This window comes from Sinorhizobium fredii NGR234 (assembly GCF_000018545.1).
GTDB classification, from domain to species: domain Bacteria; phylum Pseudomonadota; class Alphaproteobacteria; order Rhizobiales; family Rhizobiaceae; genus Sinorhizobium; species Sinorhizobium fredii_A.
In genome coordinates, this window is sequence record NC_012586.1 from 1,245,214 (window position 1) to 1,259,178 (window position 13,965).

General features: G+C 63.0%; 12 protein-coding genes. 8 read left to right on the plus strand and 4 right to left on the minus strand.

What is annotated here, in order from left to right; translation table 11 throughout:
• Nucleotides 1-85 precede the first annotated feature (85 nt).
• Nucleotides 86-1,378, plus strand: a complete 1,293-nt coding sequence (locus tag NGR_RS06025) for an NCS2 family permease (protein ID WP_015887362.1) — start codon at nucleotides 86-88, stop codon at nucleotides 1,376-1,378.
• A gap of 304 nt (nucleotides 1,379-1,682) precedes the next feature.
• Here the strand turns inward: NGR_RS06025 and puuE are convergent, their stop codons facing one another.
• On the minus strand, nucleotides 1,683-3,098 hold the full coding sequence (gene puuE / locus NGR_RS06030) for an allantoinase PuuE (protein ID WP_015887363.1): 1,416 nt from the start codon (nucleotides 3,096-3,098) through the stop codon (nucleotides 1,683-1,685).
• A gap of 166 nt (nucleotides 3,099-3,264) precedes the next feature.
• On the opposite strand from puuE, the gene uraH reads away from it, so the two are divergent.
• The 4 genes from uraH to xdhC are packed head-to-tail and all read left to right on the plus strand — an operon-like array spanning nucleotide 3,265 to nucleotide 8,344.
• Nucleotides 3,265-3,627, plus strand: coding sequence for a hydroxyisourate hydrolase (gene uraH / locus NGR_RS06035; RefSeq protein ID WP_015887364.1), 363 nt, complete (start codon nucleotides 3,265-3,267; stop codon nucleotides 3,625-3,627).
• Between the two features lie 6 nt (nucleotides 3,628-3,633).
• A complete protein-coding gene (xdhA, locus tag NGR_RS06040; protein WP_015887365.1) occupies nucleotides 3,634-5,115 on the plus strand; it encodes a xanthine dehydrogenase small subunit in 1,482 nt (493 codons plus the stop codon).
• Nucleotides 5,116-5,127: 12 nt separating this feature from the next.
• Nucleotides 5,128-7,473, plus strand: coding sequence for a xanthine dehydrogenase molybdopterin binding subunit (gene xdhB, locus NGR_RS06045; RefSeq protein WP_015887366.1), 2,346 nt, complete (start codon nucleotides 5,128-5,130; stop codon nucleotides 7,471-7,473).
• 13 nt (nucleotides 7,474-7,486) lie between these two features.
• Nucleotides 7,487-8,344 (plus strand): xanthine dehydrogenase accessory protein XdhC, encoded by an 858-nt coding sequence (xdhC, locus tag NGR_RS06050; RefSeq protein ID WP_015887367.1) that lies wholly within the window; start codon nucleotides 7,487-7,489, stop codon nucleotides 8,342-8,344.
• A 17-nt stretch (nucleotides 8,345-8,361) separates the two neighbouring features.
• Here xdhC and NGR_RS06055 read toward each other — a convergent pair whose 3' ends face one another.
• Nucleotides 8,362-9,309, minus strand: coding sequence for a LysR family transcriptional regulator (locus tag NGR_RS06055; protein ID WP_015887368.1), 948 nt, complete (start codon nucleotides 9,307-9,309; stop codon nucleotides 8,362-8,364).
• 252 nt (nucleotides 9,310-9,561) lie between these two features.
• On the opposite strand from NGR_RS06055, the gene NGR_RS06060 reads away from it, so the two are divergent.
• Nucleotides 9,562-10,800 (plus strand): urate hydroxylase PuuD, encoded by a 1,239-nt coding sequence (locus NGR_RS06060; RefSeq protein ID WP_015887369.1) that lies wholly within the window; start codon nucleotides 9,562-9,564, stop codon nucleotides 10,798-10,800.
• Nucleotides 10,797-12,143, plus strand: coding sequence for a guanine deaminase (gene guaD, locus NGR_RS06065; RefSeq protein ID WP_015887370.1), 1,347 nt, complete (start codon nucleotides 10,797-10,799; stop codon nucleotides 12,141-12,143). The genes NGR_RS06060 and guaD overlap by 4 nt, the downstream gene beginning before the upstream one ends.
• Before the next feature lie 88 nt (nucleotides 12,144-12,231).
• Here the strand turns inward: guaD and NGR_RS06070 are convergent, their stop codons facing one another.
• Both NGR_RS06070 and NGR_RS06075 read right to left on the minus strand, forming a co-directional pair.
• Nucleotides 12,232-12,741 (minus strand): Hsp20/alpha crystallin family protein, encoded by a 510-nt coding sequence (locus NGR_RS06070; protein ID WP_015887371.1) that lies wholly within the window; start codon nucleotides 12,739-12,741, stop codon nucleotides 12,232-12,234.
• 125 nt (nucleotides 12,742-12,866) lie between these two features.
• Entirely contained in the window at nucleotides 12,867-13,346 is a 480-nt protein-coding gene (locus tag NGR_RS06075; protein ID WP_015887372.1) for an Hsp20 family protein, read from the minus strand.
• 269 nt (nucleotides 13,347-13,615) lie between these two features.
• Between NGR_RS06075 and NGR_RS06080 the strand changes: the two genes are divergently transcribed.
• Complete coding sequence (locus NGR_RS06080) at nucleotides 13,616-13,921, plus strand: DUF982 domain-containing protein (protein ID WP_015887373.1); 306 nt, start codon at nucleotides 13,616-13,618, stop codon at nucleotides 13,919-13,921.
• Nucleotides 13,922-13,965 lie beyond the last annotated feature (44 nt).

Genomic DNA, 13,965 nt, shown 5'->3' on the forward strand with positions numbered 1-13,965 from the left:
GCGGGTGTCCGCTCCAATCTAGGAGGATCGATCACGTTCCGGATCTTGGGCTCACCCAGGGTCTGAGTGATCTCAGGGAGGAATAATGTTCGAACGGCTTTTCAAACTGAAAGAGCATGACACGACGATCCGCACGGAGGTGGTCGCCGGTCTCACGACATTCCTGACGATGTCGTACATAATCTTCGTCAACCCCGACATCCTGTCGACCACCGGCATGGATCGCGACGCGATCTTCGTTGCGACCTGTCTGGCGGCAGCCCTCGGCTCGGCCGTCATGGCGCTCGTCGCCAACTGGCCGATCGGCATGGCACCAGGCATGGGCCTCAACGCCTTCTTCGCCTTCACGGTCGTCGCCGCCCTCGGCTTCACCTGGCAACAGGCGCTCGGCGCCGTGTTCATCTCCGGCCTGATCTTCCTGCTCTTGACCGTTACCGGGGTCAGAAGCTGGCTGATCGCCGGCATCCCGCATTCGCTGCGCAGCGCCATTGCGGCCGGTATCGGCCTGTTCCTCGGCATCATCGCGCTGAAGAACGCCGGCATCGTCGTCGACAACCCGGCCACGCTGGTCGGCCTTGGCGACCTCAAGCAGACCGGGCCGCTGCTCGCCATCCTCGGCTTCTTCGTCATCGCCGTGCTCGACTCGCTGAAGGTCCGCGGCTCGATCCTGATCGGCATTCTGGTCGTCACCATCCTGTCGATGCTGCTCGGCGTTTCCGAGTTCAAGGGCGTGGTTGCCGCACCGCCGAGCATTGCACCGACCTTCCTGCAGCTCGACATCATGGGCGCGCTGCACGGCGGTCTCGTCCATGTCATCCTCGTCTTCGTGCTCGTCGAGGTCTTCGACGCCACAGGCACGCTGATCGGCGTCGCCAAGCGGGCGAGACTGGTCGAAGAGGGCAAGCCGAACCGCCTCGGGCGCGCGTTGCTCGCCGACAGCTCGGCGATCATCGCCGGCTCGCTGATCGGCACCAGCAGCACCACGGCCTATGTCGAAAGCGCCTCCGGCGTGCAGGCCGGCGGGCGTACGGGTCTCACCGCACTCACCATCTCGGTGCTGTTCCTCGCCGCCCTCTTCATCTCGCCGCTCGCTGCCGCCGTTCCATCCTACGCGACGGCGCCGGCACTGCTCTACGTGGCGGGGCTGATGATGCGCGAGCTCACCGAAATCGAGTGGGACGACCTGACCGAAGCGGCACCGGCAGCGCTGACGGCGATCGCCATGCCCTTCACCTACTCGATCGCCAACGGCCTCGCCTTCGGCTTCGTGAGCTACGTGGTCCTCAAGGTCTGCACCGGCAAGTGGAGCGTCATCCATCCCGCAACGCAGATCGTCGCCGCCCTGTTCGTCGTGCGCTTCGCCTTCTTCGGGGGGTGATGCGTGGGTGTGGCATTTAGCAAATCCCCGCCCCAAACCCCTCCCCACAAGGGGGAGGGGCTTAACCCATCGAACCGTTTAGGCTTTTGTCTGACCGTTTCCACAAGCGCGGACGCCGAAATATGGGGTAGGCGATCGCTGCGGGCACCTAGCCCCTGCCACCTCTGGGGAGGGGTTGGGGAGGGGGCTTTGAGGCAAGCGGCGCACACCTGAAGCTGCTCGATCCAACCGTTATCCGCATATAAAAATGGCCGGCCCGCAACACTGGGGCCGGCCATCAGCGTTCGAGATTGTCCTTTTCCCGTCAGCCCGGCAGCACGTCCCGCAGCCGCAGCAGCGCGATCCGCTCCACCTGCCGGCAGGCGGTTTCGAACTCGGTGTCGCGGTCGTTGTCGATCCGGCTCTGGAAGGCGGCGAGGATGTCGTCCTTGCTGCGGCCCCTGACCGCGATGATGAAGGGAAAGCCGAACTTCTCGACATAGGCTGCATTGAGCTCGGTAAATCGCTCGCGCTCGCGATCCGTCAGGGCGTCGAGGCCGGCCGAGGCCTGCTCGTTGGTCGAGCTTTCGGTCAGGCGCTTGGCCTGCGCGAGCTTGCCGGCAAGGTCCGGGTGGGCGAGAAGGACGGCGAGCCGTTCCGCCTCGCTCGCCTCGCGAAACACAGCGGTCAATGCCGCGCACAGGCCGGTCGCCGTGTCATTGGCGGCAGAAAGCTCGCCCGCGAAGGCGCGTCTGGCGATCCAGTCGGAATGTTCGAAGATCCCGCCAAATCGGGCGACGAAGGCCTCTTCCGACAGCCGCGACGGACGATCTTCGTTCGGCTGGAACGGATAGGCTTCCGCCCAATAGCGGGCAATGTCGACACGGCGGGCCAGCCAGACCTTGCTGTGGCTCTTCACGTAGTCGATGAAGCGTGCCAGCGCCGCCGCCCGGCCGGGCCGGCCCGCAAGGCGGCAGTGAAGGCCGATGCTCAACATCTTCGGCGATCCCGCTTTCCCCTCGGCATAGAGCACGTCGAAGCTGTCCTTCAGATAGCTGAAGAACTGGTCGCCGCTGTTGAAGCCCTGAGCCGTCGCGAACCGCATGTCGTTGGCATCGAGCGTATAGGGAATGACGAGCTGATGCCGACCGTCGTGCTCGTGCCAATAGGGCAGGTCGTCGGCATAGGAGTCGGACACATAGTCGAAGCCGCCGGCCTCGGTGACGAGGTCGAGGGTGTTTTGCGAACAGCGGCCGGTATACCAGCCGCGCGGCCGTTCGCCGGTGACGATGGTGTGAAGCCGGATCGCCTCAGCGATCTCTGCGCGTTCCCGCGCGGCGCTGAAATCCTTGTGCTCGATCCACTTCAGGCCATGGGAGGCGATTTCCCAGCCGGCATCCTGCATGGCTGCGACCTGCGCCGGCGATCGCTTCAGGGCCGTCGCGACGCCGTAGACGGTCACCGGCACCTGCCTGTCGGCAAGCAGGCGGTGCAGCCGCCAGAAGCCGGCGCGCGCGCCATATTCGTAGATCGACTCCATATTCCAGTGACGCTTGCCGGGCCAGGCCTGCGCGCCGACGATTTCCGACAGGAACGCTTCCGATGCCGCGTCACCATGCAGCACGCAGTTTTCGCCACCTTCTTCGTAATTGATGACAAATTGTACGGCTATCCGCGCTTCATTTGGCCAAATGACCTGGGAATTAGGGCCGTAACCTTGGAGATCACGGGGATATCTCATGCAACTTTCCTCCTGATACTATCTGCAGACGCCAATTCGTACCGGCAATGAACCAGGCCTATTCCCCTCGAAAAATTTGAAAGTCTCGAAGCCCGGGCCCGCTACCCAAACGCGCTGCCGCTTCGGATACTTCATGCGTCGAAAGTGAGCTGGAGGAGCGACACGCATGCAGATTGATGGCGGAAACGCCGGTCGCCTGACGACCCATGTGCTGGATACGGCGAGCGGCAAGCCTGCGGCGAAGCTGCGCATCGAGCTTTACCGCCTCGATGGCGAGTGGAAAGAGCGCCTCGCTTCTGCCCGGACCAACGACGACGGCCGTTGCGATGAGCCGCTGCTTAGCGGGGCATCGATGCAGAGCGGCGTTTACGAACTGCGCTTCCACGCCGGCGAGTATCTGGGCGCCGATCGCACCAATCCGTTCCTGGATGTCATCCCGATCCGCTTCGGGATCGCCGATCATGACGCGCATTACCACGTGCCGCTTTTGCTTTCGCCCTACGGCTATTCCACCTATCGCGGGAGCTGAGCGGCCATGACGATCGAAATCCGCAATACGATCCGTTTCCGCCTGAATGACCGCGAGGTCGAGCTTGCAGATGTCTCGCCGGTCCAGACCCTGCTCGATTTCCTGCGCATGGACCGCAACCTGCGCGGCACCAAGGAAGGTTGCGCCGAAGGCGACTGCGGCGCCTGCACGGTGCTCGTCGGCCGCCTCTATGACGGCAGGCTGAAATACGAATCGGTCAATGCCTGCATCCGTTTCGTCGCATCGCTCGACGGCTGTCATGTCGTGACGGTGGAGGCGCTCGCCCAGCCGGATGGTCCGCTTCACCCGGTGCAGCAGGCCATGGTCGATACGCACGCCTCGCAATGCGGCTTCTGCACGCCCGGCTTCGTCATGTCGCTCTACGGCCTCTGGATGGAAAATCCCAAGCCAAGTGTTCAGGAAATCGAGAAGGCGCTGCAGGGCAATCTCTGTCGCTGCACCGGCTACGCCGCCATCATCCGCGCGGCGCAAGCGATTTCGTCGATCGGAGAGCTCGGCAAGGACCCGCTGGTGGCCGAGCGCGAAAAAATCGCGCGCCGGCTTGCGGCCCTCAGGGACGGCCGCCGCGTCGAGCTCGGCAGTGAGGACGAACGTATCGTGCTGCCGGGTTCGCTGGACGACTTTGCTGCTGTCCTCGAAGCCAGTCCGAAGGCTACGATCGTTGCCGGGTCGACCGATGTCGGGCTGTGGGTGACGAAGTTCATGCGCGACATCGCGCCGGTCGTTCACCTTTCCCATCTTGAAGAACTGCGCCGGATTTCCGTCGACGCCGACGGGTTCACGCTGGCGGCCGGAGTGAGCTACACCGACGCCTATGCCGTGCTTGTCCGCCACTTCCCGCAACTACGCGAGCTTTGGGACCGGATCGGCGGCGAGCAGGTGCGCAACATGGGCACGGTTGGCGGCAATATCGCCAACGGCTCGCCGATCGGCGATACGCCGCCGGCGCTGATCGCGCTTGGTGCGTCGGTGACGTTGCGCAAGGGCGGCAAACGAAGGACGCTGCCGCTCGAATCCTTCTTTATCGACTATGGCAGGCAGGACCGCCAGCCCGGCGAGTTCGTCGAGTCCGTCCGGATTCCCTTCCTGGCCGAGGCCGATCGGTTCGCCGTCTACAAGGTTTCAAAGCGGCTCGACGAGGATATTTCCTCCGTCTGCGGCGCGTTCCGTGTAACGCTCGACGGCGAAGGAAGGGTTGCGGATGCGGCGCTCGCCTTCGGCGGCATGGCCGGCACGCCAAAGCGCGCGTCGACTGTCGAGGCGGCGCTCAAGGGTGCGGTCTGGAGCGAAACGGCGGTCAACACTGCCTTGGCTGGCTTCGAACAGGATTTCACGCCTCTGACCGATTGGCGCGCCTCGGCGGATTATCGCATGCTCGTCGCCAAGAACCTCCTGCGGCGCTTCTATCTGGAAACGCAGGAAACCCGGAACGTCCGTATCGACCGCGCTGTCGCGGTGGCTGTCTAGGAGGGTGGACCGATGAACGTGATGCAGCCCATCGACCGCATCCGCGGTGGCGTCCACGAAAAGGAACGCCACGAATCCGGCCACAAGCATGTGTCGGGCACGGCCGAATATATCGACGACATTGCCGAGCCGGCCGGCACCTTGCACGGCTATCTGGGTCTGTCCCAGCGCGCCCACGCCGAAATCCTGTCGATCGATTTCGAGGCAGTGAAGAACAGCCCGAACGTCGTCGGCGTCCTGACGGCCGAGGACATTCCGGGCGAGAACGATATCAGCCCGGCCCACAAGCACGATGATCCGGTGTTTGCGACTGGCAAGGTCGAGTTCCATGGCCAGCCGATCTTCGCGGTGATCGCCACCTCGCGCGACGCCGCCCGCCGCGCTTGCGCAAAGGTGAAGATCGAATATCGCGACCTGCCGCATGTGACCGACGTCGCCGAGGCCGCGGCCGCCAACTATCCGCTGGTGATCGATCCGCTGAAGCTCGAGCGCGGCGATATCGATGCCGGCTTCGCCAAGGCCAAGAATGTCGTCGAGGGCGAGATGCGGATCGGTGGTCAGGATCACTTCTATCTCGAAGGCCACATCTCCTTCGCGATCCCCGGCGAGGACGACGAGGTGACCGTCATTGCCTCGACCCAGCATCCGAGCGAGACGCAGCACATGGTCGCCCAGGTGCTCGGCCTGCCCTCGAACGCGATCACCGTAAACGTCCGCCGCATGGGCGGCGCCTTCGGCGGCAAGGAGACGCAGGCAAATCTCTTCGCGGCGGTCGCGGCCCTCGCCGCGAGGAAATACCGTCGTCCCGTCAAGGTTCGCCCGGACCGCGACGACGACATGACGGCGACCGGCAAGCGCCACGACTTCCATGTCGACTACAAGCTCGGCTTCGACGACGACGGCCGCATCGAGGCCGTGGACGCCGTCTTTGCGGCGCGCTGCGGCTTTTCGGCCGACCTTTCGGGGCCGGTGACCGACCGCGCGCTCTTTCACGCCGACAATTGCTATTTCTACCCGAACGTCCGGCTGCGCTCGCATCCGCTCAAGACCAATACCGTATCGAACACCGCCTTCCGCGGCTTCGGCGGACCGCAGGGCATGGTCGGCGGCGAGCGGATGATCGAGGATATCGCCTACACGCTCGGCAAGGATCCGCTCGAAATCCGCAAGCTGAATTTCTACGGCGGCGAGGGGCGCAACCTGACGCCCTATCACCAGACGGTGGAAGACAACATCATCGGCCGGATCATCGAGGAACTCGAAACTTCGGCGGATTATGCCGCGCGACGCGAGGCGGTTCTCGCCTTCAATCGCGAGAACCATGTCATCAAGCGCGGCATCGCGCTGACGCCGGTAAAGTTCGGCATCTCATTCACCAAGACCGAATATAACCAGGCCGGCGCTCTCGTCCATGTCTATACGGATGGCTCGATCCAGCTCAACCACGGCGGCACCGAGATGGGGCAGGGGCTCTACACCAAGGTTGCCCAGGTCGTGGCGGACGAGTTCCAGGTCGATCTCGACCGCATCAAGGTGACGGCCACCTCGACCGGCAAGGTGCCGAACACCTCGGCGACGGCCGCGTCCTCGGGGTCGGATCTGAACGGCATGGCAGCCACCAATGCCGCGCAGCAGATCAAGGCGCGGCTCATACGCTTCGCGGCCGAACGCTACGGTGTCGACGGGGCCGATGTCGCCTTCGAGCCGAACACGGTGCGGATTGGCGGCGAGCGCATCGCCTTTGCCGATTTCATCAAGGCGGCCTATGCGGCCCGCATCCAGCTCTCGGCGGCCGGTTTCTACAAGACGCCGAAGATCCACTGGAACCGTTCTGAGGGGAGGGGACGTCCTTTCTACTACTACGCCTACGGCGCCTCCTGCTCGGAGGTCACCGTCGATACGTTGACCGGGGAATACCAGGTCGAGCGCACCGACATCCTCCATGACGTCGGCAAGTCGCTGAACCCGGCGCTCGACGTCGGCCAGGTGGAAGGTGCCTTCGTGCAGGGCATGGGCTGGCTGACGATGGAGGAACTGTGGTGGGACGCGAAAGGGCGGCTGCGCACCCATGCGCCCTCCACCTACAAGATCCCGCTCGCTTCCGATCGCCCGCGCGTTTTCAATGTGCGGCTGGCGGAGTGGTCGATCAATCGCGAGGAGACGATCCGCCGGTCGAAGGCGGTCGGGGAACCGCCCTTCATGCTGGGCATTTCCGTTCTCGAGGCGATATCCATGGCAGCGGCAAGCGTTGCGGAGTATCGTATTCCGCCGCGCATCGATGCGCCGGCAACACCGGAGCGCGTACTGATGGCGATCGAACGGCTGCGCGGCGAGCCGCGAAGAAGTGCCGCAAAGTGAACGAGTGACAGGCATGGCGAGCAGAGAGGACATCAGGCATTTCCTGAGCGGCAACGCGGCCTGCATTCTCGTCGAGGTGTCTGGAGCGGCCGGCTCGACGCCGCGCGATACCGATGCCTGGATGCTAGTTGCGGTAGATCGCATTTTTGCCACGATCGGCGGCGGTCAACTGGAATATATGGCGATCGACCATGCCCGGCAGTTGCTCAAGGGCACAGTCAGCGATAACCGGTTGGCGATTCCGCTCGGCCCGGAGATCGGCCAGTGCTGCGGCGGGCGGGTCGCGCTGGCGTTCAAGGCTGTCGATCCTGAAACCCGAGCCGCACTGATCGAGCGCAGCGACACCGAAATCGCGCGCCGGCCGCATGTCTACATCTTCGGGGCCGGCCATGTCGGCGATGCGCTCGCCATGGCGCTGTCGCTGGTGCCAGTCAGGACGGTGCTTGTCGACACCCGCGAAGAGGAGCTTTCGGCCGTCGACGTGCCTGATATCGAGACCTGCCTGACGGCGATGCCCGAGGCCGTCGTCCGCGACGCCCCGCCCGGCAGCGCCTTCGTCATCCTCACTCACGACCATGCGCTGGACTTCCTGATTGCGGCGGAAGCACTGGCCCGCCAGGACGCCTGCTATGTCGGCATGATCGGTTCGAAGACGAAGCGCGCCACCTTCAGGAGCTGGCTGACGCGCGACATAGAACGCCCCGACCTCTTCGACCGGCTCGTTTGCCCGATCGGCGGCACGGCGGTGAAAGACAAGCGGCCTGCTGTGATTGCGGCGCTCGCTGCGGCTGAAATCATGACGGCGGCGCTGAGCCGCGACCAGACCGATGGTAGGACGCCGCAAAAAATGCAGAAGCCAGTGAAGGCGTAACAGGCCTCCCCCACGCCTCACGCACTCGACCGTTCCCGCGTCGCTGCGGGCTCTGTAAGCATCCTGCCGATCAGCCGCTGGCAGCGCTCGGCCATGAAGTCGATGATCAGGCGCACCTTCGGATCCTGGAAACGCTTGTGCGGATAGATCGCCGCAAGCTGCGCGCCGAGCGGCGGCGTTTCGCGAAGGATGGGCACAAGCGTGCCCTCGTCGATATATTGCTTCACCTCGAAGAGCGGCTTGTTGATGATGCCGCGGCCGTCAAGTGCCCATTGGGTCAGCACGTCGCCATCGTCTGAATCGTAAGGTCCGCCGACCTCGAACTTGCGCGCGCCCTCCGGCGTCTGCAGCGTCCAGTAATATTCCTTCGAGCCGGGATAGCGCAGCAGCAGGCAATCGTGGTGGTCGGTGATGAGCTCGTCCGGGGTTCCTGGAACGCCGCGCTTGTCGAAATAGGCTGGAGCGCCGCAGAGCACCCGGTCGCAGTTCATGATGCCGCGCATCCGCAGGTTCGAATCCTCGAGGATCCCGAGCCGGAAGGCGACATCGATGCCTTCGCTCAGGATATCGACATTGCGGTCGGAAAGGCGCAGCCGCACCTCGATATCCGGATAGCGGTCATGGAATTCCGGTACGCCGGATGCGATCAATCTGCGACCTATGCCGAGCGGAGCGGTAATCCGCACAGCCCCTTTGGGGTTGCGCGACAGATCGGCGATGGCGCTTTCCGCCTCGTTGACCGCTTCGAGGATCTTGACGGCACCGTCGTAGAAGACGCGGCCATGTTCCGTCGGCGTCAATTTCCGGGTGGTGCGGTTGAACAGGCGCACGCCCATATGCCGCTCCAACTCCTTGATTCTATTGCTGGCGACGGCCGGGGTGACGCGCTGGTCGCGGCCAGCGGCCGATAGCGTTCCAAGTTCCACCACGCGCACGAAGACGCGCACATTATCGAGATAGGACATGCTCCCGCCTCCACTCCTCAAGGCCCAGATTACCGCGACGGCGGCTCGCCCATTTTATAGTTTTTTTTGAAAGAGTTGCTGAACTCGCGGCATTTCTCACCCCCTCAAGCAATGACACATAATGCGGCCCAATGCATGTCTCCCGAAAGCGCGCAGCGGTGTTGGGACAACGGCATGCATGAAGACAAAGATCTAAAGCGCGTCACGTCGTTCGTTTGAACGCGACGCGTTTTAGAGAAATGGGAGGCCTCTATGTACGAATATGCCATTGCCTGGGACTGGCTGACATTTGCGGTGCGGTGGCTGCATGTCATCACCGGCATCGCCTGGATCGGCTCATCCTTTTATTTCGTCGCGCTCGACCTGGGCTTGCGGCAGCGCTCCGGCATGCCGGTCGGGGCTTATGGCGAAGAGTGGCAGGTCCATGGCGGCGGTTTCTATCATATCCAGAAATATCTGGTCGCGCCGGAGAACATGCCGGAGCACCTGATCTGGTTCAAATGGGAGTCCTACGTCACCTGGCTCTCCGGCTTCGGCATGCTGGCGCTCGTCTATTATGCCGGCGCCGACCTCTATCTAATCGATCCGAGCGTGCTCGACGTCTCGAAGCCGACGGCCATCGCCATCTCGTTGGCATCGCTCGGCTTCGGCTGGCTTGCCTATGACACGATCTGTCGCTCGCCGCTCGGCAACGACAACACGCGGCTGATGGTGCTGCTCTACTTCATTCTGGTCGCCGTCGCTTGGGGCTATACCCAGCTCTTCACCGGCCGCGCCGCCTATCTGCATCTCGGCGCCTTCACGGCGACGATCATGTCGGCGAATGTGTTCTTCATCATCATCCCGAACCAGAAGAAGGTCGTCGCCGACCTGATCGCCGGTCGCACGCCGGATCCGGCGCTCGGCAAGCAGGCGAAGCAGCGCTCGACGCACAACAACTACCTGACGCTGCCCGTGCTGTTCCTGATGCTGTCCAACCACTATCCGCTCGCCTTCGGCACGCAATACAACTGGATCATCGCTTCGCTGGTGTTCCTGATGGGCGTCACCATCCGCCACTGGTTCAACACGCAGCACGCCCGCAAGGGCGCGCCGACCTGGACCTGGCTGGTCACGGTGCTCCTCTTCATCGTCATCATGTGGCTTTCGACGGTGCCCAAGGTTCTTACCGAGGGCGGTGAGGCGAGGGCGGCCACTGCCGAGCAGGCCGTGGTCGCAGCGGCGGATTTCTCGAAGGTCCGCGATACGGTGCTCGGCCGCTGCTCCATGTGCCATGCGCGCGAGCCCGGCTGGGAGGGCATCGTCGTGCCGCCGAAGGGCGTCGTCCTCGAAAGCGACGGCGACATTGTCGAGCATGCCCGCGAAATCTATCTGCAGGCAGGGCGTTCGCACGCCATGCCGCCCGCCAATGTCACCGGCATCACCGAAGAGGAACGGCAGGTATTGGCCTCCTGGTACGAGACGGCCGTGAAGGAAGGAACGATTCAATGACTGATGTGCTGATCCGCGGCCGTGTACTGACCTTCGTCAGGGAGCCCGAGGGTATCGACGATACCCGCGCCTATCGATACTACGAGGACGGCGCCGTTCTCGTCGCGAATGGCAAGGTTGCCGATGTCGGCTCCTACGCTGACGTGGCAAGGCAGGCCGGCAGCAGCGTCAGGATCGCCGATCATCGCCCCAACCTCGTCCTGCCGGGCCTCATCGATACGCACCTGCATTTCCCGCAGACCCAGGCGATCGCCTCCTATGGCGCGCAGCTGCTGGAGTGGCTGAACACCTACATCTTTGTCGAGGAGCAGAAGTTCAAGGAGCCGCAACACGCCGCTCTTATCGCCGGCCGGTTCATGGACGAGCTGCTCTCCAACGGCACGACGACGGCCGTCGCCTATTGTTCGGTACATCCGGAAAGCGTCGACGCCTTCTTCACGGCGGCCGAAGAGCGCAACATGCTGATGATCGGCGGCAAGGTGATGATGGATCGCAACGCCCCCGAGGCGCTGCGTGACACGCCCGGCCAAGGCTTTGACGAAACGAAGCACCTGATCGGCAAGTGGCACGGCCGTGGCCGGGCGCATTATGCGATCAGCCCGCGCTTTGCCATCACTTCGACGCCCGAGCAGATGGAGATGAGCCGGGCGCTCGTCGCCGAACATCCGGACTGCTACGTGCAGACGCATCTGTCCGAGAACAAGGACGAGATCGCCTTCGCCACGTCGCTCTACCCGGAAGCGAAGGACTATACCGACATCTACGCGCGCTACGGCCTTCTTGGCCGCAAGACGTTGCTCGGCCATTGCATCCATATGAGCGACCGGGAAATTTCGGTGCTCGCCGAAACGAGTGCTGTCGGTGTGTTCTGCCCGACCTCCAACCTGTTCCTCGGCAGTGGCCTCTTCGATCGTGACCGTTTCGACAAGCTCGGCGCCCGCCACGCGGTCGCGACCGATGTCGGCGCCGGAACGAGCTTCTCGATGCTCGAAACCATGGATGAGGCCTACAAGGTGCTGCACCTCCAGGGCCAGCGGCTCTCGCCATTCAATTCCTTCTACATGATGACGCTCGGCAATGCCCGCGCGCTGGACCTCGAGCACCGGATCGGTTCGCTGTATGCCGGCGCGGATGCCGACATCGCCATCCTCGACAGCCGCGCCAAGCCGGCGATGGAGCTCAGGATGCGCGTGGCATCGTCGCTTGCGGAAGAACTCTTCGTCCTGCAGACGATGGGCGACGACCGCTGCGTTGCCGAAGTCTATGTGGCGGGGCAGCCGATGAAGCAGCGGCGGGAGGGGCCAGCAAAGCACTTGGCCCCAAAGAACGCTGAACTGGCATAGACCGGCAGTTCCGGTCTCCGTTTCGAAAGCGAGGAAACGGCGATAGCCGTTTGAATTGGTGCCTATTGCCGATTCTGAATGACCGGAGCTACTGGCTGTTGATCGCGATGCGCTTCGCCCTGGTTTGGCCGTCTTCCGTCTTCGGAAGGGTTACGGTCAGCACGCCGTTGCGGAACGTCGCGTTCACCTTGCTTTCATCGATGTCATATCCAAGCGGAATGCGCCGCTCGAAGCGACCATAGAAGCGTTCCGAGAACTGGTTCTCCTGGTCTTCGCTCTCGGAGCGCTTTTCACCGCGGAGCGTCAGCACGCCATCGGAGATGAAAAGCTCGACGTCCTTTTCCTCAAGACCCGGCAGTTCCGCGGTCAGCTTGATTTCCTTCTCCCGATCGGAGACTTCGACGCTCGGCCAGCCGGCTCCGAACCCGGAATATCCAGAGGCCATGGGCAGTCGGCTGTCGAATCCACGGAAGACATCATCGAAGAGGCGGTTCATCTCCCGATGAAGCGCGAGGAAGGGGTTGCGATCACCTTCACGATAGGTTGCCCGAAGTTGTTCCTGGCCGCGGCCCCAGGGAATGAGATCACGTACGTTCATCTTTCAGCTCCTTTCCTTGGCGGAACGGGATACCCAATGCCGGTATCCAGCGTCCCGCACGCTGTCTCTGTGCGGCCGAAGTGCCGGCATCGCCGGCGCTCCGGCGGGTCTTGCTTCACCGTGCGCTAGGCGGCGTGCTTGTCGCCTTCGATCTGCTTGCCGGCGTCGCCGGCGGGAAGCGCGTCAGCCTGTTGGATATCGATGCGCCGCGGCTTCATCTGCTCGGGAAGTTCGCGGACGAGATCGATCGTCAGCAGACCATTGGCGAGGTTTGCGCCGGTGACCATCACATAATCGGCAAGCTGGAAGCGGCGCTCGAAGTTTCGTGCGGCGATACCGCGATAGAGATATTCCGCATTGCCCTCATCGGCCTTCTCACCGCTGACGACAAGCAGCTGCTGCTCGTGCGTGATGGTGAGTTCGTCCGGGCTGAAGCCCGCAACCGACATCGCTATACGATATTGGCTCTCGCCAAGGCGCATGATGTCGTAAGGCGGCCAGTTGTCAGCCGGCGCCATGCGATTTGCCGAGTCGAGCAGCTCGAACAGGTGGTCAAAACCCACGCTGGAGCGTGACAGGGGGGAGAAATCGAAGGTTGTTCTCATAGCCATATCCTCCTTGAGCAACATGGACGATGAGGAGCGCCGAAGAGGACGGAGCTCCTCGACTGTAGGACCCCTGAAAGGCGGCCCGCACAGTCGATTTAGTCACTGAAACAGAGGATTCAAGAGGCATTTCACATCCATTTGACCGTTTCTCGCGGCCCTCAGACGGAGTGCGAAACTCGGCCTTTTCGGGGTTCTTGAATCTGCCTTCTCCACGCCAAATATCTCTTTGCGCGTAATCCGTTGATGGCATCGGAAAGGAGGAAAAAATGCTTCTCAATGAGATTCCCTGGACAGTCCCGCTCACGGTACGGCTTTCAAACGGCCTGGAACGCACCTTTACCTCCGTCTATGAGGCGGTCGATTTTCTCGAGAACGAGTGGCCGCTGCGCAAAGGAGAGCGCTACGAGCGCGCATTGCGCACCTGCCGCCGGGCACTCAACAGGATGACACCGGCGGCGGTGGCTCGGGAGGCCTTCATTGCGGCCTGCCTGGAGGCGGGCATGCCGCTGGTGATGGTGACGCCGCGCCGGGAGCCTCGAGGCGCCGAAGCGAAGACTGCAATCTCAGCCTGATGTAGGAGCGATTGGTCGGAAGCGCTGCGGCCTTCCGACCAATG